Origin of the sequence: Halorhodospira halophila, from assembly GCF_016653405.1 — a bacterium.
GTDB lineage: Bacteria > Pseudomonadota > Gammaproteobacteria > Nitrococcales > Halorhodospiraceae > Halorhodospira > Halorhodospira halophila_A.
In genome coordinates, this window is the sequence record NZ_NHSN01000008.1 from 54,308 (window position 1) to 71,715 (window position 17,408).

The 17,408-nt window shown below is 66.6% G+C and carries 31 protein-coding genes; 3 read left to right on the forward strand and 28 right to left on the reverse strand.

Translation table 11 applies throughout. The features are described 5' to 3' along the window. Window positions 1–2: 2 nt before the first annotated feature. The 15 genes from CCR79_RS02355 to CCR79_RS02420 form a co-directional block, all read right to left on the reverse strand. Window positions 3–305, reverse strand: coding sequence for a hypothetical protein (locus CCR79_RS02355; protein ID WP_201168297.1), 303 nt, complete (start codon window positions 303–305; stop codon window positions 3–5). Window positions 306–356: 51 nt separating this feature from the next. After that, window positions 357–1,274 (reverse strand): hypothetical protein, encoded by a 918-nt coding sequence (locus CCR79_RS02360; protein ID WP_201168299.1) that lies wholly within the window; start codon window positions 1,272–1,274, stop codon window positions 357–359. A gap of 64 nt (window positions 1,275–1,338) precedes the next feature. Further along, window positions 1,339–2,346, reverse strand: coding sequence for a hypothetical protein (locus CCR79_RS02365; protein ID WP_201168300.1), 1,008 nt, complete (start codon window positions 2,344–2,346; stop codon window positions 1,339–1,341). Window positions 2,347–2,447: 101 nt separating this feature from the next. Further along, entirely contained in the window at window positions 2,448–2,690 is a 243-nt protein-coding gene (locus CCR79_RS02370) for a hypothetical protein (RefSeq protein ID WP_201168302.1), read from the reverse strand. Further along, a complete protein-coding gene (locus CCR79_RS02375) occupies window positions 2,687–4,699 on the reverse strand; it encodes a portal protein (RefSeq protein WP_201168304.1) in 2,013 nt (670 codons plus the stop codon). Before CCR79_RS02375 ends, CCR79_RS02370 begins: the two co-directional genes overlap by 4 nt. Further along, window positions 4,692–5,039: a hypothetical protein gene (locus CCR79_RS02380; protein WP_201168306.1), complete on the reverse strand. Its 348-nt coding sequence runs from the start codon at window positions 5,037–5,039 to the stop codon at window positions 4,692–4,694. Before CCR79_RS02380 ends, CCR79_RS02375 begins: the two co-directional genes overlap by 8 nt. Further along, on the reverse strand, window positions 5,032–5,457 hold the full coding sequence (locus CCR79_RS02385) for a cell envelope integrity protein TolA (RefSeq protein WP_201168307.1): 426 nt from the start codon (window positions 5,455–5,457) through the stop codon (window positions 5,032–5,034). Before CCR79_RS02385 ends, CCR79_RS02380 begins: the two co-directional genes overlap by 8 nt. Beyond that, entirely contained in the window at window positions 5,454–6,896 is a 1,443-nt protein-coding gene (locus tag CCR79_RS02390; RefSeq protein ID WP_201168308.1) for a hypothetical protein, read from the reverse strand. Before CCR79_RS02390 ends, CCR79_RS02385 begins: the two co-directional genes overlap by 4 nt. Beyond that, entirely contained in the window at window positions 6,883–7,530 is a 648-nt protein-coding gene (locus CCR79_RS02395; RefSeq protein WP_201168309.1) for a hypothetical protein, read from the reverse strand. Before CCR79_RS02395 ends, CCR79_RS02390 begins: the two co-directional genes overlap by 14 nt. Window positions 7,531–7,572: 42 nt before the next feature. Next, the gene (locus CCR79_RS02400) at window positions 7,573–7,803 is read right to left on the reverse strand and encodes a hypothetical protein (protein ID WP_201168311.1); all 231 of its coding nucleotides are present in this window, start codon (window positions 7,801–7,803) and stop codon (window positions 7,573–7,575) included. Window positions 7,804–8,219: 416 nt separating this feature from the next. Next, complete coding sequence (locus CCR79_RS02405; protein ID WP_201168313.1) at window positions 8,220–8,510, reverse strand: hypothetical protein; 291 nt, start codon at window positions 8,508–8,510, stop codon at window positions 8,220–8,222. After that, window positions 8,507–8,779 carry an Rz1-like lysis system protein LysC gene (lysC, locus tag CCR79_RS13605; RefSeq protein ID WP_242510796.1) on the reverse strand — a complete coding sequence of 91 codons (273 nt, stop codon included), beginning with the start codon at window positions 8,777–8,779 and terminating at the stop codon, window positions 8,507–8,509. Before lysC ends, CCR79_RS02405 begins: the two co-directional genes overlap by 4 nt. Then, on the reverse strand, window positions 8,679–9,044 hold the full coding sequence (locus tag CCR79_RS02410) for a hypothetical protein (RefSeq protein ID WP_201168315.1): 366 nt from the start codon (window positions 9,042–9,044) through the stop codon (window positions 8,679–8,681). The genes lysC and CCR79_RS02410 overlap by 101 nt, the downstream gene beginning before the upstream one ends. Then, a complete protein-coding gene (locus CCR79_RS02415) occupies window positions 9,041–9,652 on the reverse strand; it encodes a transglycosylase SLT domain-containing protein (protein WP_201168317.1) in 612 nt (203 codons plus the stop codon). The genes CCR79_RS02410 and CCR79_RS02415 overlap by 4 nt, the downstream gene beginning before the upstream one ends. A 2-nt stretch (window positions 9,653–9,654) precedes the next feature. Then, window positions 9,655–9,936, reverse strand: coding sequence for a putative holin (locus tag CCR79_RS02420; RefSeq protein WP_201168320.1), 282 nt, complete (start codon window positions 9,934–9,936; stop codon window positions 9,655–9,657). 91 nt (window positions 9,937–10,027) lie between these two features. On the opposite strand from CCR79_RS02420, the gene CCR79_RS02425 reads away from it, so the two are divergent. The 3 genes from CCR79_RS02425 to CCR79_RS02435 are packed head-to-tail and all read left to right on the forward strand — an operon-like array spanning window position 10,028 to window position 10,630. Next, window positions 10,028–10,195 (forward strand): hypothetical protein, encoded by a 168-nt coding sequence (locus tag CCR79_RS02425; RefSeq protein WP_201168322.1) that lies wholly within the window; start codon window positions 10,028–10,030, stop codon window positions 10,193–10,195. Next, the gene (locus CCR79_RS02430; RefSeq protein WP_201168324.1) at window positions 10,185–10,394 is read left to right on the forward strand and encodes a helix-turn-helix domain-containing protein; all 210 of its coding nucleotides are present in this window, start codon (window positions 10,185–10,187) and stop codon (window positions 10,392–10,394) included. The genes CCR79_RS02425 and CCR79_RS02430 overlap by 11 nt, the downstream gene beginning before the upstream one ends. After that, window positions 10,391–10,630, forward strand: coding sequence for a hypothetical protein (locus CCR79_RS02435; RefSeq protein WP_201168326.1), 240 nt, complete (start codon window positions 10,391–10,393; stop codon window positions 10,628–10,630). Before CCR79_RS02430 ends, CCR79_RS02435 begins: the two co-directional genes overlap by 4 nt. Before the next feature lie 237 nt (window positions 10,631–10,867). On the opposite strand, the gene CCR79_RS02440 is transcribed toward CCR79_RS02435, so the two are convergent. The 13 genes from CCR79_RS02440 to CCR79_RS02495 all read right to left on the reverse strand — a co-directional run bounded on the left by CCR79_RS02440 (window position 10,868) and on the right by CCR79_RS02495 (window position 17,347). After that, window positions 10,868–11,428, reverse strand: a complete 561-nt coding sequence (locus CCR79_RS02440; RefSeq protein ID WP_201168328.1) for a hypothetical protein — start codon at window positions 11,426–11,428, stop codon at window positions 10,868–10,870. Then, the gene (locus CCR79_RS02445; protein WP_201168330.1) at window positions 11,425–11,745 is read right to left on the reverse strand and encodes a hypothetical protein; all 321 of its coding nucleotides are present in this window, start codon (window positions 11,743–11,745) and stop codon (window positions 11,425–11,427) included. Before CCR79_RS02445 ends, CCR79_RS02440 begins: the two co-directional genes overlap by 4 nt. A gap of 62 nt (window positions 11,746–11,807) precedes the next feature. Further along, the gene (locus tag CCR79_RS02450; RefSeq protein WP_201168331.1) at window positions 11,808–12,062 is read right to left on the reverse strand and encodes a hypothetical protein; all 255 of its coding nucleotides are present in this window, start codon (window positions 12,060–12,062) and stop codon (window positions 11,808–11,810) included. Between the two features lie 3 nt (window positions 12,063–12,065). Next, window positions 12,066–12,383: a nuclease domain-containing protein gene (locus tag CCR79_RS02455; RefSeq protein ID WP_201168333.1), complete on the reverse strand. Its 318-nt coding sequence runs from the start codon at window positions 12,381–12,383 to the stop codon at window positions 12,066–12,068. 2 nt (window positions 12,384–12,385) lie between these two features. Continuing rightward, the gene (locus CCR79_RS02460; RefSeq protein ID WP_201168335.1) at window positions 12,386–12,631 is read right to left on the reverse strand and encodes a hypothetical protein; all 246 of its coding nucleotides are present in this window, start codon (window positions 12,629–12,631) and stop codon (window positions 12,386–12,388) included. Continuing rightward, window positions 12,628–13,101 carry a hypothetical protein gene (locus CCR79_RS02465; protein ID WP_201168337.1) on the reverse strand — a complete coding sequence of 158 codons (474 nt, stop codon included), beginning with the start codon at window positions 13,099–13,101 and terminating at the stop codon, window positions 12,628–12,630. The genes CCR79_RS02460 and CCR79_RS02465 overlap by 4 nt, the downstream gene beginning before the upstream one ends. Window positions 13,102–13,103: 2 nt before the next feature. Continuing rightward, window positions 13,104–13,559: a hypothetical protein gene (locus CCR79_RS02470; protein WP_201168339.1), complete on the reverse strand. Its 456-nt coding sequence runs from the start codon at window positions 13,557–13,559 to the stop codon at window positions 13,104–13,106. Window positions 13,560–13,569: 10 nt separating this feature from the next. After that, window positions 13,570–13,692 carry a hypothetical protein gene (locus tag CCR79_RS13790; protein ID WP_274601221.1) on the reverse strand — a complete coding sequence of 41 codons (123 nt, stop codon included), beginning with the start codon at window positions 13,690–13,692 and terminating at the stop codon, window positions 13,570–13,572. Next, the gene (locus tag CCR79_RS02475; RefSeq protein WP_201168342.1) at window positions 13,682–14,170 is read right to left on the reverse strand and encodes a MarR family transcriptional regulator; all 489 of its coding nucleotides are present in this window, start codon (window positions 14,168–14,170) and stop codon (window positions 13,682–13,684) included. The genes CCR79_RS13790 and CCR79_RS02475 overlap by 11 nt, the downstream gene beginning before the upstream one ends. Next, window positions 14,160–15,530 carry a replicative DNA helicase gene (gene dnaB / locus CCR79_RS02480; protein ID WP_201168343.1) on the reverse strand — a complete coding sequence of 457 codons (1,371 nt, stop codon included), beginning with the start codon at window positions 15,528–15,530 and terminating at the stop codon, window positions 14,160–14,162. The genes CCR79_RS02475 and dnaB overlap by 11 nt, the downstream gene beginning before the upstream one ends. Then, a complete protein-coding gene (locus CCR79_RS02485; protein ID WP_201168344.1) occupies window positions 15,514–16,527 on the reverse strand; it encodes a hypothetical protein in 1,014 nt (337 codons plus the stop codon). Before CCR79_RS02485 ends, dnaB begins: the two co-directional genes overlap by 17 nt. A gap of 103 nt (window positions 16,528–16,630) precedes the next feature. Continuing rightward, window positions 16,631–17,047 (reverse strand): hypothetical protein, encoded by a 417-nt coding sequence (locus tag CCR79_RS02490; protein ID WP_201168345.1) that lies wholly within the window; start codon window positions 17,045–17,047, stop codon window positions 16,631–16,633. A gap of 72 nt (window positions 17,048–17,119) precedes the next feature. After that, on the reverse strand, window positions 17,120–17,347 hold the full coding sequence (locus tag CCR79_RS02495) for a transcriptional regulator (protein WP_242510797.1): 228 nt from the start codon (window positions 17,345–17,347) through the stop codon (window positions 17,120–17,122). Window positions 17,348–17,408: the final 61 nt, after the last annotated feature.

Sequence of the window (17,408 nt, forward strand, 5' to 3'; positions counted from 1 at the left end):
GCTTACGAGCCTCCCTGGTCCTCCAGAGCGCGCACCTGCTCACGCAGCGTGTCCACGCTCTGACGCTTGTCCAGATCTGTGTCGTGGTGCTTCTTCGCGTACTCCGCGAGCTCGTCCTTGGTCATGGAGTCGATGGCGGGGTCGTCTTTCTCGCCCTCCGGTGAGGCCTTGAAGTCGGGCTTGGTGCCGTGCTGGGGCTTGTCGATGTGCACCACCTCCATGTCCGCCCGGGTGGCCAGCTGCTCTGCATACGGGAACACGCGGTCCGTGCCCTTTTTGCGAAGGGCCTTGATCTGCTCAGCCATGATTCCTCCTTAGGGGGTAGCCCCGGGGCCGGAGCCCCAGGGCAGCGCCGGTTACTTGGCCACGGCGTAGAAGTGGCCGATCGCCTCGGGGTTGGTGACCTTGAACCCGTAGACGTTGAGGCCACGAACAAACTCGCCGAAGTACTGCTCCGACTTGATCCGCTCCGTCTTGGCGATCTGGCTCGCGTAGGTCAGGCCAGCGCTGTGACCGAACACGCAGTTGAACGCCTTGGAGCCGGTCTCATCGGAGTCGGCCAGGTTGTTGCTGCTGTAGACCTCGAACCGGTCGATCTGGCCGATGCGGCCATTGCGCATGATCGACGTGCCGTCACCGGCCAGGGAGGCGTCCTTCAGGTCGGACTTCTTGATCTTGCCCGCGAGCTTGGGCGGGAGCACCAGCCACCGGCCCTGCTGCGGGATCGACTGCTCGTCGAGCACGGTGCCCATGTCGACGATGTAGTCGAGGATGTTGTCCTTGTCGACCTCCACCGGGGCGCCGGCCTCGCCGAGATTGATGCCGCCCGACCTCTTGCCCGCATCGGCGCCGGTATTGTCCTCGTGGGCATCGCCGTAGATCTCGCCGAGGATCTCCGAGTCGATGCTGATCTGCATCTGCTCGGTGGCGTCGTCCGTGAATTCATCCATGAGCTCGATATCGCTCTGGACCTCGTCCACGTTGTCGACCAGGACGTTGAAGTAGTCGCCACGGTCGATGGTCAGCTCGACGTGGTTGCCCTCGGGCACCTCCGGGTCGAGCTTCTCGCCGCGCTTGTACTTCTTGATGGTGATGTCCGGGCGCATCCGGATCATCACCTTGGACCCCTGGTCGGAGATCTCCCCTTCCCAGTCGGTGTTGGCAATGGAGCCGAAGATGGTTGTCTCGTAGAACTTCGTGTTGAGCTTCGCGCTCCACACCTCCGGGATGAAGTTGCCCTGATAGTCAGGGTGCCCACTGGCTCGATCCACCATGGGTATTACCTCCTTCGATGGTTATCGCCCGCAGACACCCCGACACGGCTGCTGTGTCATGGCGTTATCCGTGAAGTGCCTGCAGGATCTCTCGCTCTTTCGCCTTCGCTTCGTCCTCTTTGCCGCGCCACTTGCCCCGGCGGATTTCTTCCTGCAGAGCGGTGTAGTCCTCCACCGTGTAGCGAGGACGCGACGACGCCGGCTCCGGATTGCGTGACTTGCCCGGAGCGACCTGGGACTGAAGCTCCTCTTGCCGCGATTGCTTCTGCTGGCGACGGGCACCGTCGACCTGCTCGACGAAGGCGTTGAAGATCTCGGCTACGCGCGCGGCGTCCAGGCTCTGGTGGGCGCTGTCCAGGAGCTGCTGTCGGGTCTGCCCGGTCAGCCGGTCGACCTCGCCGAGCCACTGCAGCCAGTCCTGGCGCTGGTTGATCGTCTCCCACTGCGGGCAGAGGGCAGACAGCTCCCGCCAGAACCGCTGCTGGTCGTTCTCCTGCAGGCGCTGCTCCAGGCGCTGGACGTCCTCCTGGACCTTGCTGGATTCGTCCTGCTGGGCCGGGCCGATCTCCTGCTTGGCGACCAGCTTCACGGCCTCGAGGAAGTCCTCGCCAAAGTCCTGGCGGATCTTCTCCAGGCGCTCATCCGAGATGCCCGAATCGTTCCCCTTGCTGTCCTGGCCGGACTGCTCGCTGCGGGCCTGCTCCAGCTGCTCACGCAGGCGGTCGCGCTCCTCGGTAGCCTCGCGGAGCTCCCGCTGCAGGCGGGGCACCTCGCTGTTGTACTTGCCGCGGAGCGTGTCGTGCGCCTGTCGCAGCCGGTCGTACTCGGCCTGCAAGTCGCTGCTGCCAGCGGTGTCACCCTCGCCCTGGGAATGCCCTTCAGGCTCGGTGGCCGCGTCGGCTTGGGGGTGATTCTGTGCACCTTCGCCGCCGGTCTCGCCGGCGGTCTCGTCGCTCTCGGGGGCCGTAGCGGTATCGTCACCGGTATCCCCGTTGTCGTCGCCGCGGAGCCCTGCCATCAGCTCCTCGGCCTTCCGTTCCTGCTCGCGTACAGGCCTCGGCTTGCGTGCCATGCGGCCCTCCTGGGTGTCGCATGTGGATGTCGTCCTGCCGGACACGAAAAAGCCGCCCGGAGGCGGCTACACGGAATCGCTGACGGCCCGCTGGGGTGTCGTCAGCGCTGGCCCCGCTTGAGTGATTCGCGGGCGCCTTGCGTGTGCTCGATGAGCTCGTCGAGGGCCTGCGCCGCCCCTTGAGTCTGGCGCAGCTCCGCCTCGTCGCGCTCTTGAATGGCCGCGTTGACCTGGCGCTGCCGGCTGTCCTGCAGCCACCCGATCACGCGATCGAAGTCTGGGTTGCCGTCGAGCCGGGCCAAGGCCTGCAGGACCTCTCGCCCCGGGCGATCCATGCGCCTCATCCGCGCATCTCCCCGGCCGGGGCGCCGTCGAGCTCGGCCTCACGCGGCGCCGGCTGTTGCTGTGCCTGCTGCTGCGCCTGCTGTTGCTGCTCCTGCTGGATGCGCTGCTCCAGGGTATCCTGGTCCGGCACCACGTCCTCGCTCGGCACGTCGAGGTCCTGGGCAATCCGAGCCAGCAGTGCGCGCCGGCCCTCGAGGCCGACGATTTGCGAGTCCATAGGGTTCGCCGTGTGCTGCAGGAACTCCAGCCGGCGCATCTGCAGCTGCTCCTTGGCCACTAAGGCCATGGCGCCGCGGGCCACTACCTGGGCGTCGCCCTTGATATCCGAGCTCGGGTGATAGCGCATGACCCAGTAGAAGTACCGCCGGACCGTCGGCACGATGATGCCCTGGTCGATGTGGCTGACCACGTTCTTGATCGCCTTCGACGCTGCGTTCATCAGCATCGACAGGCCGCTGGCCGTGCGGCCGCCGCCGCCCACGTCGCTTGAGCCGTAGGTGTAGGCCGGGATGCCGCTGTGCTCGTCGGCGATCTTCGAGTATTTGTCGTAGACGGCCATCAGCGCGTCGGTCATGGGGTTGGGCTGGAAGAAGTGCAGCGGCACCTGCTTCCCGCCCTGGCCGCCCGTGGGGAACTGCATCTGCCAGATCTTCCACGGGTAGATCTGCGTCACGTCCTCCCCGGCCGGGAGAGAATCCACGTCGATGGCCACCTGGGGGCCGGACGCGATGCCCATGTTGTTCACCATGGCCCGGGCTGCGGCGTTGCAGATGTCCTGGCAGTCCGAGATCAGGTCCGGAACGCCGCGCCCCCAGAAGCTGCCCGGCACCTTCTCAAAGCTGGCCTTGCTGTAGGGCTTGCGGCCGAGCGGATCCGGGTTAAGTTGGACCTTGATCACATGCCTGCCGATGAGCCATGCGCAGACAGAGACGTCGCGGTCCGGGTCGCCCACCTCGCTCTCCGGCATGCCCCAGTCGATGAGCTTGCTGCCGGGAACCTCGCCCCAGTACTCCAGGGCGTCGATCCAGTCCTCGTTGAGCGTTGCGGTATCGTCGTCGTTGGCCCGCGCCTCGGCGTCGTCCAGGGTCTGCGCCAGCCACTCGGTCAGGCCGCCGTCCCGGTGCTCGCGCAGCACCTCGCGAATGGCCTCCTCGTCGTACCCAGGCACGCCGATCAGGCCGTACAGGTCGGAGCGCGTCAGCCGGTGGCGCTGGATGACGTAGCCGTCGTCGACGTCCTCGGCGCCCGGGGCCGGGTAGATATCGAACGGAGAGACACGCTCGACGGTGGGGATCAGGTCGGCGTAAACCGCGGCGTCGCCCGTCTCGCTCCAAGTCAGGCGCTCCTGCTGCCGGACGACCGGCCCCTTAAGGATCGCGGCTGGAAAGTCGACCAGGTCGGAGATGACGGCATCGAACTCCCGCGACCAGCCGCCCTCATCCAACAAGCCCTCGATGGTCTCGGCCATGCGCTCGGCGCGCTTCTCCGCCTTTTTCCGGATGCCCTCTCTAAGATTGTCCCGCAGATCTGAGGTCACCTTGCGGATTTGGTCTGGCGCCACCGGGTGGCCGTGAGCCATGGCCTGCTCGGCGTCCGACATCACCCGCTCGACGAGGCGCTGCTCCACCTCCGGCGGGAGGTCTGGCTCGCTGGTCGGTTGCAGATCCCAAGGGCGATCCCCGGCGGGCATGAGCACGTCGCGGATCCATGATTTCGCCGCCCGGCACTTCACGGCTGTCAGCATCATGTAGATCTCGCTGCCGCCCTGCTGCCGGATCGCGGCGAGCTTGTCCGGGTCGTACTCCCCGTTGCGCTGGCGCAGGTTGGAGAGCATGCGCCGCTCGGCCCGCTGCTTGGCGCGGTGCGCGCGCTGCCAGGCGTGGCGGATATGGCCCACCAGCTGGCTCTCGATCGACTCCTGCCGGCTCCGCGCCTCCGCCTCGCTGCGGTGCTGCTGCTCAATGTCGTCGTTGCTGAGGACGACTACCAGTCCGCGTCCGCTAGGCATGGGTCACACCGTAAGTGGGGAGGATGATGCGGCTGCTGCGCTGCTCCTCGGCGCGCTTGCGCTCGAGGTCGATCATCAGGTGGTCCATCATCTCGTCGATGTAGCGCTTGCTCGTCGAGTTGATGTCGTAGTCGATGTCGATCCGGTGCTCATCTGCGGTGACCAACCGGAAGCGGACGATGCCGTTGCGCTTGCGCGAATAGAGCACGGCCACGCCCAGGTCGTCGCGATACCCCCAGAGCTCCTTGGTCAGCCTTCGGGACGCCAGGCGCGACAGCGTCTTGCCTACCGCCTCGATGATCTCACCCACCGCCTGGTGGCCGCGCACAGCCTCAGCCATCGGAGCCTCCAGGCTCTCGATCCACCTCGCCAGCCTTCCGCGCCAGTTCTCGGATCATGGCGTTCTGGTTTTCGATAACGCTCAGAAGACGGTCTACGCGCTGGCGCTCGGCCTTGAGGTCCTGGTTCGCCTCGGCCGCTTTGCCCTCGCGTTCTGCTGGCCTGCCCTGCTGGGCCCGCTTCGGACGAATACCCTGAGCCCAGAGCGAATCGACCAGCTCCTGAGCTGCGTCAACGTCCACCCGAAACCTTGATGCCTCCGGGTCCAGTTGCATCCCTTTCTGGTAGTCGCTCCACACCATTTCTAGGCCGGAGCAATAGCCGGTGATCTCTCCGTTTTCGGTAACCACCGGATAAATCAGAACAGAGTGGGTGTGCCGGTCGTAATAGACTCGGAACTCCAGGTTTTGCATGTTCACGTCCACCCCTTGCTGCCGACCCTCCGCACCGGGCGCGCGGTGCGCCCGCCGGTCAGGCCGGTCTGGATCGCTTCGTCGACCATGGTCGTCACCAGCGCCTCGGCGGCGTCCGGCGACGCATGCCCGCGCCGCTTGATCATGTCCTTGGATTCGATCTGCAGGCGCAGCTTGTTGTCGTAGCCGTACTGAGGCGCGAGCAGGTCCTGCTCGAGTTCATCCGAGTCGGCCAAGTCGCACTCGCCCTGGATCCACTCTCGGGTGCGCCACCAGGCCTGAGCCCGGAGGTTCACGAACTGGCGCGGATCGGATGCCTGGGCTGCGAACTGCACATCCACCACAGGGATGCCGATCTCTCGCAGCCGATCCACCACTCCGGCGCCGACACCGGTGCCATCGACCGTGACCACGTCGGCATTCCACTCCCGGTATTGCTCGGCGACGTGGCCGGCGAGCTCCATGGTGTCGATCTCGCGGTAGATCTTCGGCAGCCACGACTTCGGGCCGCGGCGCGCGATGATCACGCTCCGGTCGTCGCCGAATCGCGCCGGGTCGACGCCAAGGATGAGCGGGTAGCGGTTGTAGACATCAGGCCCGAGCTCGAGCCGCCGGGCTGCTACGATCGCTTCCGGCTCGATCAGCTGAGACGCCGAGACCCTGGGGAACTCCCCTCGCACGCGGACGCGGATGAAGTCGCTATCCTCGCCGTGGTCCTCAACCCAGCGGTCGATCTCCTCCCGGTTGACCATCTTGGCCGAGCGGCTGTCGACCTTCCGGGTGTTCCAGCGGTGCTGGTCCGCGCCGAAGCAGCGCGCGAACCGGCCATCGGTGCGCGTCGGGTTCCCGTAGGCCATCCAGAACGCTCCGGGCGTCGTCATCGCGCCCTCGGAGACATCCCAGATGCTGTCGGCGATCGCCGATGCCTCGTCGTAGATCACCAGCACGTCGTCAGCGTGTAGGCCGGCGAACGCCTCGGGGTTGTTCTCGCTCCAGGGGATCGCATCGATGCCCCAGGTTTCCGGGGCCTCGATCGCGAAGAACCGCGTCGCGGTCCACTTGAACCAGTGGGCGTTGAGCGCGCGCTTGTGCCAGATCGACAGCTCGCGCCAGGTCTTGCTCTTGAGCTGGCTCTGGGTGTTGGCCGTGACCACCCCGGCGCAGTGCGGCCGGGTCGACATGAACCACAGGATCAGCCAGGCGGTCTCGGCCGTCTTCCCGATGCCATGGCCTGAGCTCGTCGCGTCGCGGTAGCTGATCTGTCTCCCGGCCTGAATGTGGTCGCGCACGTCGCGCAGCTGCGCCGCCTGCCACTCGTCCGGCCCGTCCTGGTCTGCCAGGGGTGTGCCGGGCTCGCCCCACGGGAACGCCAGCATCACGTACCGAAGCGGATCATCCCAGCACGCCGCGATCTCTTGGACCAGGTCCGACTCAGCTGTCGTCATCCTGCTCGATCTGCCGCGCTCGCCGCCGTGCCTTGGACAGTGCCTCAGCCAGGCCGCCGGCTTCGTCGCCGGAGTCGTCGTCGATACTGTAGGCCTGGCGCTCCAGGTTGATCAGTCGCTGCATGGACTGCGAGAGGTCGCGCATCACGCCGGCGCGCCCGGGCAGCGACACCGCCTTGCGGATCGTCTGTGCCTCACGCTGACTGGCGCCGCTCTCTTCGATGTGTTGCTCTGCCATGTCGGACAAGCCGGGCATCTTGCACTCGGCCCGGAGCTCGTCGAGCATCATCTCGACCGTCTCTCGACCGGTGCGGATATCGCGTCGATGGAGCGTCACCACCCCGACGACGCGATCCGCGTTCTCCTCGACAGCGCGCTCCTCGTCGACCCGCGTTGCCGTTGCGTCCCCGGTTGCGTCCTGCGCCCCGGACGCGTCCTCGCCGCTTCGTGACAGCTTCTCCTGGGCTCGCGTCTTGACCTTCTGGGTGAGGTCGCGCTCCCAGCCCTTTTCCTTTGCCTTGCGCCGGATCGGCCCTTCCGTGATCCCGTAGCGACGGGCGATCTCACGGACCGAGAGGACGCCGGCGCGGTACTCTCGCTCGATCGCTTCCCAGTCAGCCTTGCTCTTTGCCACGGGGATCCCTCCTGGCCCCGCCCGGAGGCGGGGCATCTGCTGTTACCGGCCCGGCTTCACGGCCCTGCCGACCTCGGTCGCGGACTCTTCGCCGCTGCGCCGGGACTGGCCTGCCGAGCCGAAGCTGGCACTGCGGTCGCCACCGCGGGATCGGGAGTCATTGCGCTCGGCCTTGCCGGTCTCCTGGTGGCCGGACTCGCCGGAGCGCCGGGAGTGCTCGGCGCGGCCGGAGCGCTGCTCCATCTGCTGCGCTTCTTTGTCGTAGCGTTCCATGGGGTGCCTCCTGGGTTGGTTCAGCGTCGATGCTTTTTGGCCGCCTGCTCGATCTGCCGGCGGTCGGTAGCCCGGTGTCCGCACCGATCGCATGCCGCGTACCGGCAGCCGATTGCCTCCGCCCGGCCGGAGAGGGTTGCCCGGATGACGCTCTCGCGCGGCTCCATCGTGCCTTGGCCGCAGATCGGGCAACGCTCATACATCACCGACCTCCTGGTCGACCTGCCGCCTGTAGGCGACGGCGTCCGCCTTGTTCTCTCGCGCCTGCTCGGGCGTGGTCACTTCTGAGCCGCACGCTTGGCACTCCGAGTAAAGCGATGGTCTAAGTGCCGCGCGCCACCGGTGCACGATCAAGCAATTCCCTGTCCGGGCCACGAGCGGGCCGCCATCGCATACCGGGCAGCGCTCGCACACAGCTACTCCACCCGCTCCTCGATAGCCTCACCGGCCGAATCGAACGGCCCGACCTCAGCTTGCGCCATCGTCCAGATGCCGCCGCCGACCAGCGATCCGATCAAGCTCGCAATCAGAACCACCGCAGCCCAAAACCCGGCGCCGCGATCAAGCCGGCGCGCGACCTCATGGACCGCGTTTCGGATACCAGAGAGCTCCTGCAGGATCCGGTGCTGACTCTGCTCGACAGCGCTGAGGCGGCCGTCGAGTTGGCCGACGCGCTCCCAAATTTCCTTGTTCGATTCGCCCGTCATTCGCCGGCCTCGTCGGTTGTCCATTCGCGGATCGCGGCCATCTGAACCCTGCACGTCGCCAGCGCCGTCTCTAGGCGCAGCGTGTAGTCGAGCAGGTCGCGGTTGGTGTCCATGGGTGCCGGCTGTACGGCCGGGCATGTCATCCATTGCGCGGGCGGCGTGACCACCTCAGTCCTCGTCACCGTCACCGGGTCCGGCGTCCCTGTGCAGGATGCCGCGGACACGCTCAGGCAGCTCACGATCAGCCCATTGCGCAGTCTCGTCGTCATCGCTGATCGCCTGCTCTAGCTCGTCCCGGGATTCGCGCAGCGCCTCCAGCCGCTCCAGCCTTTGCTCGGCCACGTCGCTGATCTGCTCACGGCGCTCGCGCTCGCGCTGCAGTTCGGCCTCCGACTCGCGCAGCTCCTGGCGCAGCTCCTCGCCGATCACAGCCTGACGGGCGGCCTCCTGAATCGCGTCGCGCCATGCCCAGCCGGCGGCGATGATCGCGGCCACGACAGCGACAGCGATGGCCGCCTTGATTCGACGGGTCACCGCCTCACCTCCGGCCCGCGCCACCCGGCGCGCAGGTATCGGCCCTGATACCGCAGCATCACCTCGCGCACGTAGTCGCGGTTTTCTTCTTGAGCCGCATCGCCTCGCGTCTGAACGCCCTCAACGCTGCACCACCACCGGGCCGGATCATCGGCCTGCGCGCGATCCCTTTGCAGCCAGCCGATGCCGCCGTTGTACGCCGAGAGCGTCATCGCCCACCTGTCGGCGGCGTCGATCTGCCCGTGCAACCACGCGGTGTATGCGCTCATTGCGCGGATTGCCTGGCGCGGGTCGAGCGGGTCTACCGGCTCGCCGACCAGCTCGCCGATGTGCTCTGCCGTCTGCGGCATGATCTGCGCTAGGCCCTGAGCACCGACCGGGCTCTCGGCATCCGGCCGCCACCGGCTTTCCTGATGAATCAGCGCGCCGTGAAGCGCCACCGGCCCGGACAGGCCATGCTCGGCTTGGACCGCCCGGGTCACTTCCCGCTGCCACTGCCCGGCCTGCTCAGGGATCTCAGCCCGCGCCGGCAACGTCAGCAGCGCGAGCACGACAGCGCCGACCAGCCACGCCAGTCGGTCGCGGCGGTCGAGTCGCTTGTCGCGCATGGCTACAGGCCGATGGTTGCGCCGAGACAGCCGGCAGCGATCAGACCGGCCCGGCGGTAGCGAGCGTGGCGGGCCTCAACGGCGTCGCCATCCACGTCACCGGGCCGCGCATGAGGGAACAGGGCGCGGTCGATCCAATAGCCAGCCATCGCGCCGACGGCCAGCTGCGTCACGATCCAAGCCAGGACCGACAGCTGATGCGGGGCGATCCACGCGAGCACGCCGACACCGGCCGCCGAGGCGATCCACCATTGCCAGCCTTCAGCGACGGATTCGACGCGCATCAAAAAATCCTCTCTACCCTGTTGACCTATCCCACATAGTGGGATACTCTATAGGTGACGGTTAAGGAAACACAGCAAAGAGGACGCAGCCATGAACTACACCACGACCGACGACGCCAAAACCGCCCTCGACAACAGCGGTGTTGTCGAACTCTTCGACGACGAGATCCGAGACGAGGCGATCCGCTGGATGTGGAGCAACAACGCCACACCCGAGCAAGCCGCCAAATTCTTCGGGCTCACTGACGATGACGCCTGACGGCCTCAAGCGGTGGCGCCGCTCGCTGGGCCTGTCCCAGCGTGCCGCCGCCGAAGCGCTGCGGGTGCCCACGCGCACCCTCCAGAGCTGGGAGGCCGGCGAGCGCAACCCGTCCGGCTGTCTCGCCCTAGCCTGCGCCGCAGTATCCGAAGGCCTAGAGCCCTGGCAACAACACGAGACCGAGGAGATCGACCAATGACCGACTGTCGCTACCGCGTCGTGCGCCCGAACGCCGGGATCGTCAGCAACCACCGCAAGCTCGACCGCGCTCTGGAATCACTGGAGCGTCAGCGCCGCGGCGCCCGTCAGCAGGGCGGCTACTGCGACGACTACATCGAGCGCTGGGACGATACCGCTGGACGCTGGGCCACTTGGCACGAGCCGGCCGATGTTGACCCGCAGCGCGAAGCTCGCTCGCCTGTTTGGGACTGGTAAGAAACAAAGGCCCGACCGCAATGGCCGGGCCTTCTATCCTGGATCGCAGCTCCAGTTAGCCGGCTCCCAAAGGAGTCTCACTAGCCCATGACGGGGAACGCGCCATCTGGCCGGAGCCGACTGCCGCGGTTGCCATCAGCGGGATCGGTGCTGACGGGTTTCAGCCGACTCCCCGGATGGGCCTGTCATTAAGCGACAGGTTTCTAATTTCCATATTAGGCAATCAGGTCTTGATAGTCAAGACGCTGACTGCAATACATTTCTCAGCATCGCAGCCACCGCGCCGCGACCCTCCCGGTCCCAATCGTCGATGATGCCTTTCGCCGCGTCTGCATATTCGCGATAGTGCCGCGACCACGATTCGCGCGGAATCCCAATCGCCCGGGTATAGTCGCCGGGTTTCAATGCCCGGTCGCCGTCATTCAGCGTGCGCCTTTTGTCATTCAGGGCCGTCCGCAACAGCTCGGCTTCGCGCTGATCGCTGATGTTCGCGCCGCACCGCTCACGCCACTCCGCACGCAGCGCCAAATGAACGCGCTCCAGCATGGCGTAAGTAATCCACTCCCACGGCGGCTCGGCATACGCGATATAGAGCCAGCTGCGCACGGGCTCGCGCTGCCGATCCACCTCGGCAAGAATCTCGCCGGCACAAATGCCGTGGGCAATACTCCCGGCGGTGTTCGCCGCCCGGGTTTTTTGAATCTTGTGGCCGTACCTGATCTGATCGTCCTCGGCCGATTCGTGCCCGAGCATCGTCGCCCGGATGATTGCGATTCGCGCGCTGCCCGTGTCGATCATTCGCTCATGTCCTCCACTCGCACCTGCCACCTGCCCTTTGAGTCGCGCGCCCAGCCCCAGACCTCGATCCGCCACCCGGCCTCACGGATCAGCGGCAACGCATCGCTTTCACGGATCTTGCTGATTCGCGCCGCCACATTGCTCCGGCTCGTCGCCTGCACGGCCAGGGTTTCGCCGCCACGCAGCGCCAAAACATCGACGACGCCAAACAGATCCCTGCGCCGCCGCGCCTGCGGTATCCACCGCTCGACGACCTCAGCCGTCCAGCCCTCGCGCCGGAGCCGCTGCAGCGTCCGCTCGGTCGGCCCGGCTGCCATCACCAGCGCATCCTCTGGGCCGCCTCTTGACACTCGACGCAGAGCTGCACCCCCGGCACCGCCTATCGCCGACCCTCAGGGATCGGCTCATCGCACTGCTGGCAGTGCTCAGCGCTCTCGCCGGTGTACTGGGTTCGCCCGTCCAGAGCCCGCTGGTTCATGCCTTCCTGGAGCTCTGCCGCATGGTCTGCCTGGTCCACAATCCATCCTCCATTTCGCAAGCCTTCCGCAATCGCTACATCCACGTCGCACCCCCGCTGCCCGGCCGCCTCCTGGCGCAGCCGTCGCACCTCAATGACCAGCCCCACATGGCCCATGGCTTACCCCTCCCGGATCACGCCCTCTTCCCACAGCCGGCGCCAGGTTCGGGCGAGCCCCCGATGGAAGGCCTCGCGCTTCTCGGAATCCGGTGCCGGCCCCTCGTCGAGCCAGCGGTGGCAGGCCGAACAGGCCCGGGCGTGGAAGATGTCGTCTGCTTTCTGGCCGGCGGCCTTGCCGTGCTCGCCCCAGTTGCTGTGAGCGGCCACGGTCGTCTCGGTCCCGCCTTGGCACACCCCGGGCACGCGCAGCTCGCAGGGGCGCCCCCGGGCCGACTCCAGGAGCCGGCGGCTGCGGATGGCCTGGCGCTTAAGGCCCATCGCTACAGCTGCCCGGTGATCCGGATGCCGAACTCGAGGGGCTCGTCCTGGGTGGTGTCCCAGACCAGGCCCCAGAGCCATGAAAGCGGGTCGTCCAGGAGCTCGGTAGGCGCCCACCGGTGCACCACCAGCGGCGCCTCGGTGCCGAGGTCGCCGACATAGACGGGCAAGAGCCCAAAAAGGAGCCCGGTGTGCGTGAGCTCGTTCTCGCGTGCCCACTGCTTGGTTCTGTAGCCGATCAGGTTCATGTCGCCTCCGCTTCTGGTTCCGGCCACCCGTAGGTGGCCGCGTGCTCCCCGGCCGTCGGCAGGTGCACGCCTTGCTCGGCGGCCATGGCCGAGATCATCTCGAGGTACTGGTTGAACTCTGCTGTGGTAAGGCCCGTGGTCGTCGGCTCGCCCTCGCGCAGGATCTCGCCGGTGAACGGGTCGACCACCAGCACGGGCTCCAGGAACTGCCACTTGAGGTAGCGGTGCATCTCCATCGGGGCGACGCCGCAGTGGTCCGCCAGCGGGCGCACGTAGGCCGCCCAGTAGAGCCGGTTCTGCTCGAGGGAGCGCTGGCGCCGGTACTCCCCGATGACCACCTCCACCGGGGCGCCGCCGTCACGCTTGAGCCGCTCGCAGGCCTGACGCAGCGCCCGGGCGCAGCGCTCGGCCACCGGCCAGCCGGACTCCGCATCTTCAGGCCGGATGACGTAGCGGCGCTTTTCTCCCATCGCTACCGATTCCAGGGCTTGAAGGACGCCAGGCCGGCCGGATCCGGGAATGAGCCGGTGAAAGTCACCGCGCGGTCATCCAGCTGCACGATGGCGGGGACCTTGTGTTTCGGCCAACGGATTTGGCGTACGAGCCAGCGGCCCGCGTAATCCGCTTCAACCTCAAGAGGGTCCATTCCGAAGGGATACCCTGCTTGGGCCCATCGGTCTAAGCTCTTGGATTCACGCAAAAAGTCCATCGCCGCTACGCGCGCAATCCACCGCTTCATCGCCCGTCGACCACCAAACTGGTGGCTCCGGGACGAGTGGATCGCAACCTCGAGGCCTTCGGAGAGGCACGCCAGAAGGAAATCGATCGCACCATCAACAGGCCCGTCGGGAATCGTGCGCGGGCCCTTCCAGCCGCTCTCGTATCTATGCAGCACGCCGTCAAAGTCGATCAGCACTGTCGGTTTCATCGGGCTACTCCTATCCCAGCGGGCACCAGTAGACGCCGACGGCCAGGCCGACGCCGATGAGCACCGCGGCCACCGCCACGGCCGACGCGGCAGCAACGACCACTTCCCGGCGCGTGATCACGTCATCCAGCATTGGCCGCCCTTCCTTTTCGCTCGCTCCAGATTTGCTCGACGAGCCGCCGGACCCGGCCGGCCGCCTCCTCTCCGCGGTCACCGTGGATTTTGGCCAGAGCCCGGCGACGTTCTCTGCGATCCGTCATCCGGCAGATGCGCTCCGCATCGAGGCAGTCCCGACGGTGGTGATCCTGTGTGTACTCTGCCGGCCACCAGGACACCCCGAGGCGCCCCGTCTCCGGGTCGCGAACCTGGGTGCCACGGATCACGGCCCCGGCTGTCTCGCACTCCGGGAGGCGCCGGCCTAGGGTGTGGCGGTCGATGCCGCTGCGCCGGGCCAGCTCCGAAGAGGTCACCCCCGGGTTCTGGCGCACCGCCTCGGCCGCCTGCCGCTGCTGGGCCGCCCGGGCCCCGCTTCCGGTGATTTCGCGCTCGGCGTGATGGCTGCTCGCCGGATCGTGTTTGCGGGTAGCTGGAGTCTGGACTTCACAGGTCATCGAATGCCCCTCCTGACTGCTGCTTGCCTGAGCCTTCCTGCTGCGCCGTCCAGAACTGGGCCTTGGCGTCAGGATCCAGCGAGTCGAAGCGAGAGACTTCGCCGCGCCACTTGAGCGGCACTGTGCCGGTCGCGCCTTGGCGCTGCTTGGCGATGATCAGCTCTGCCACCCCCGGCGTGCGACTGGGCGAGTGGTAGACCTCGTCGCGATACAGGAACCCGATCAGGTCTGCGTCCTGCTCCAGGGATCCGCTCTCGCGCAGGTCGGACATCATGGGGCGCTTGTTCTGGCGCTGCTCCAGCGCGCGGTTGAGCTGCGAGAGAAGCAGCACAGGGACGTCCAGCTCCTTCGCCAGCTGCTTGAGCTGACCCGTGATCAGCGCGAGCTCCCGCGCCCGACTCTCAGCTTTCGGCGGGGTCATCAGCTGCAGGTAGTCGATGACGACCAACCCCAGGCCCTCACGGCGCTGGAGCCTGCGGCAGCGGGATGCGATCTCCGGAGCAGATAGCGCGGCCTGTTCGTCGATCCACAGAGGCGCCGGCGCGATCTGCTCCTGAGCGCGACTGATACGCGACCAGTCCCCGTCTTCCAGCGTCCCGCGACGTACGCGATCAAGCGGGACACCGCTCAGGCTGGCCGCGGAGCGGTCGAGCAATGACTCGGTGTCCATCTCCAGGCTGAAAGCCGCCGTCGACTTGCCATCGCGCACAGCGGCATACTCGGCCACGTTGAGCGCGAAGGTCGTCTTGCCCATGGAAGGCCGGGCGGCAAGGATGATCAGGTCACCGCCCTGGAGCCCGGCGGTCATGGCGTCGACGTCCGCGTAGCCGGTCGGCAACCCGGTGATGGTGGACCCGCGCTGGTATCGGGCATCGAGCCGATCCATCCAGGCGCCGAGCTTATCTCCAGCCCGTGCGGGGCCGCCCTGCCCTCGGTCACCGATCGCGAGCATCGCGGACTGGGCTTGATCGAGGGCCGCCACCGGGTCCTCCGCCTCCATGACATCCTTCGACGCCTGCGAAGCGATGGAGGCGGCCTCGCGGCGCAGCCCCTGCCTGCGGACGATCTCGGCATACTGCCGGACGTTGGCCGCTGACGGTACGGACCTGGACAGCGATCCGATGTACTGCATGCCCCCGGCCCGGTCCAACTCGCCCCGCTCTCGGAGCCGGGAGCTCAGCGTGACGATGTCCGCGTGCTGCCCGGTGGCCGCGAGGTCCGCCGCGGCTCTCCACATGGCGCGGTGCGCATCGTTGTTGAAGTCGGTGTCCCGGATCAGCCCGGAGATGTCGTCGAACGCCTCCGGGTCCAGCATTACCGCACCCAGGACGGACTGCTCTGCCTCAGCCGTTATCGACATAGCGGCCCTCCAGGATCTTGACGAAGTTCTTGGGGCTGACGATCCACTCGAGGTCGGCCTGGAAGGGCCGGCGCCCCGGGGGCGGTTCAGACTGGCCGATCAGGAACGGGCACGTCTGACGGATCCGGCGGAAGAGCTTGCGCCACCAGTCCACGTTCTGGCGCTTCTCGTCTTCTCTCCAGCGAGCGCGGAGCTTGGCCGCCCTCTCCCCCTTCCACAGCTCTGGACGAACCTGGGGGCACATCGGCAGCTCGTCGTGGTAGGCCTGGATAATCTCTCGATGAGGGCAATCCGGTGCGGTGCTGGAGGGAGTGGACGGCGCCTGCGAAGCGGCGTCGTCGACAAGCACCTCGTCAGAGGTGCTTATATACCCCGGACCCCCTGACCTCTTGCGGTTGTGCCCTTGCGGCTCATTTGCGGTTCCCCTTGCGGTCCAGTGGTCCTCAAGGCGCACCACGTCTGCACTCTCGCCTGCGGTTGTGCTTGCGGTTCGGCCCTTGCGGTTCTCTTGCGGTCCAGATTTTGGGCACACCTCTGCGTAGGGGGCCGCCAGGCACCTGTATTGCGGCCTCCCGAAACGATCTTCCTTGGGGATCTTCTCGATCAGCTCGGCCCGCTCCAGCTCCGCAATGCGGGCCCGAATGTAGTGATTGGAAATGCTCTCGACCCGGCGCTCCTGGATGCGACTCTTCGGATCGGGGATGGTCTCGATCTTCTGCCTGAGCAAGGCCAGGCCGATCTCGGCGATGCCCGTCTCGAAGTCCATGGAACGGCGAAAACCGCGCATGTATAGCACCTGGGCATCCGCGGTCAGCCCTTGCAGGCGCTGATCCTCTTCATCGGTTATGAGCCAGCGCATGGCCCTCCCCTCAGCGCGGCCTTGCACTTCTGCGCCCACGCCCGAACGGACCGACGCTTGCCGGCGCTGGTCGCACACCGGCTGATCCTTCGGGCCTGCTCCATCGCCTTTTGCCATTGAGGGCTTCTTGGTTTGCATGGCATCATTGCCTCCACGTGGTGAAGCGTGATTGCCCCGGTACGGCCTGCCCGCCTGCCGGGGCTTTTAATTGATCTCTGTCCTGCCGGGCTTTGAGCCCCATCTAGGCCCCATCTCCTCCGCTTACCCGGTCGGCCTTCTGTGTCGTGATGGGGCCATGACCGTAGAGATGCGCCATCACGAGATCGCGGAGGTACGCATCGGGCGTCGACCCCGACACCAGGGCCAGCGCACCCAGCGCATCCCGGGCCCGGCTCGGAAGCTCGGTGGTCAGCTGGGCGTCGTTGTCACCGCTGGGCACTTCGTGCCGAGCGCCCGTGATGCGCTCGAGCTCACCGGCGTAGCGCTGAGCGAGGATCTGCTCCCTCAGGAGCTCCGCCTTGTCCACGCCGCGCAAGGCCGCTTCCGCTGCCAGCGCGTCGTAGAAGCGCTCCGGAATTCGCGCTTTCAGCTCCTCGAAGCACTTGCCCCAGCTGCTCCTCACTCCTTTCGCGTACCGCATTGGCTTCTCCAGGTTCATGCGTGGAAAACGCGCCGGGCGGAATCGAACCGATGCCGGCGAAAGAGGCCGCAGCGGCCCCAGGAGGAGAGTTCAGGCGGCGTCTTCGGGCTTGAGCTCGCCGAAGACGTCTGGACGCAGCTCCGCGCGCGTCACGGCGCCCTTCGTCGCCAGCTCAATGGCCGCGCAGCGCTCGGCCGGGACACGACCGCGCATAAACCAGTTCGATACGGTCGACTGCCTAACGCCGATCGACTGAGCCAGCTCCGTTACCGACCCGACCGCATCTGCCGCTCTCTTGAGTGAGTTCATTTCGCCCATGCGCTTAGAAAATCACGTTACGTGTTTCAGGTCAACACGCTTCGTTGCCATACCGCATCAC

Bases quoted from the DNA above. Each gene is read 5' to 3' on its own strand.
- CCR79_RS02355 (WP_201168297.1), bottom strand. From the start codon at position 305: ATGGCTGAGCAGATCAAGGCCCTTCGCAAAAAGGGCACGGACCGCGTG.
- CCR79_RS02360 (WP_201168299.1), bottom strand. From the start codon at position 1,274: ATGGTGGATCGAGCCAGTGGGCACCCTGACTATCAGGGCAACTTCATC.
- CCR79_RS02365 (WP_201168300.1), bottom strand. From the start codon at position 2,346: ATGGCACGCAAGCCGAGGCCTGTACGCGAGCAGGAACGGAAGGCCGAG.
- CCR79_RS02370 (WP_201168302.1), bottom strand. From the start codon at position 2,690: ATGAGGCGCATGGATCGCCCGGGGCGAGAGGTCCTGCAGGCCTTGGCC.
- CCR79_RS02375 (WP_201168304.1), bottom strand. From the start codon at position 4,699: ATGCCTAGCGGACGCGGACTGGTAGTCGTCCTCAGCAACGACGACATT.
- CCR79_RS02380 (WP_201168306.1), bottom strand. From the start codon at position 5,039: ATGGCTGAGGCTGTGCGCGGCCACCAGGCGGTGGGTGAGATCATCGAG.
- CCR79_RS02390 (WP_201168308.1), bottom strand. From the start codon at position 6,896: ATGACGACAGCTGAGTCGGACCTGGTCCAAGAGATCGCGGCGTGCTGG.
- CCR79_RS02400 (WP_201168311.1), bottom strand. From the start codon at position 7,803: ATGGAACGCTACGACAAAGAAGCGCAGCAGATGGAGCAGCGCTCCGGC.
- CCR79_RS02405 (WP_201168313.1), bottom strand. From the start codon at position 8,510: ATGACGGGCGAATCGAACAAGGAAATTTGGGAGCGCGTCGGCCAACTC.
- lysC (WP_242510796.1), bottom strand. From the start codon at position 8,779: ATGACGACGAGACTGCGCAATGGGCTGATCGTGAGCTGCCTGAGCGTG.
- CCR79_RS02415 (WP_201168317.1), bottom strand. From the start codon at position 9,652: ATGCGCGACAAGCGACTCGACCGCCGCGACCGACTGGCGTGGCTGGTC.
- CCR79_RS02420 (WP_201168320.1), bottom strand. From the start codon at position 9,936: ATGCGCGTCGAATCCGTCGCTGAAGGCTGGCAATGGTGGATCGCCTCG.
- CCR79_RS02425 (WP_201168322.1), top strand. From the start codon at position 10,028: ATGAACTACACCACGACCGACGACGCCAAAACCGCCCTCGACAACAGC.
- CCR79_RS02430 (WP_201168324.1), top strand. From the start codon at position 10,185: ATGACGCCTGACGGCCTCAAGCGGTGGCGCCGCTCGCTGGGCCTGTCC.
- CCR79_RS02435 (WP_201168326.1), top strand. From the start codon at position 10,391: ATGACCGACTGTCGCTACCGCGTCGTGCGCCCGAACGCCGGGATCGTC.
- CCR79_RS02440 (WP_201168328.1), bottom strand. From the start codon at position 11,428: ATGATCGACACGGGCAGCGCGCGAATCGCAATCATCCGGGCGACGATG.
- CCR79_RS02445 (WP_201168330.1), bottom strand. From the start codon at position 11,745: ATGGCAGCCGGGCCGACCGAGCGGACGCTGCAGCGGCTCCGGCGCGAG.
- CCR79_RS02450 (WP_201168331.1), bottom strand. From the start codon at position 12,062: ATGGGCCATGTGGGGCTGGTCATTGAGGTGCGACGGCTGCGCCAGGAG.
- CCR79_RS02455 (WP_201168333.1), bottom strand. From the start codon at position 12,383: ATGGGCCTTAAGCGCCAGGCCATCCGCAGCCGCCGGCTCCTGGAGTCG.
- CCR79_RS02460 (WP_201168335.1), bottom strand. From the start codon at position 12,631: ATGAACCTGATCGGCTACAGAACCAAGCAGTGGGCACGCGAGAACGAG.
- CCR79_RS02465 (WP_201168337.1), bottom strand. From the start codon at position 13,101: ATGGGAGAAAAGCGCCGCTACGTCATCCGGCCTGAAGATGCGGAGTCC.
- CCR79_RS02470 (WP_201168339.1), bottom strand. From the start codon at position 13,559: ATGAAACCGACAGTGCTGATCGACTTTGACGGCGTGCTGCATAGATAC.
- CCR79_RS13790 (WP_274601221.1), bottom strand. From the start codon at position 13,692: ATGCTGGATGACGTGATCACGCGCCGGGAAGTGGTCGTTGCTGCCGCG.
- CCR79_RS02475 (WP_201168342.1), bottom strand. From the start codon at position 14,170: ATGACCTGTGAAGTCCAGACTCCAGCTACCCGCAAACACGATCCGGCG.
- dnaB (WP_201168343.1), bottom strand. From the start codon at position 15,530: ATGTCGATAACGGCTGAGGCAGAGCAGTCCGTCCTGGGTGCGGTAATG.
- CCR79_RS02485 (WP_201168344.1), bottom strand. From the start codon at position 16,527: ATGCAAACCAAGAAGCCCTCAATGGCAAAAGGCGATGGAGCAGGCCCG.
- CCR79_RS02490 (WP_201168345.1), bottom strand. From the start codon at position 17,047: ATGAACCTGGAGAAGCCAATGCGGTACGCGAAAGGAGTGAGGAGCAGC.
- CCR79_RS02495 (WP_242510797.1), bottom strand. From the start codon at position 17,347: ATGGGCGAAATGAACTCACTCAAGAGAGCGGCAGATGCGGTCGGGTCG.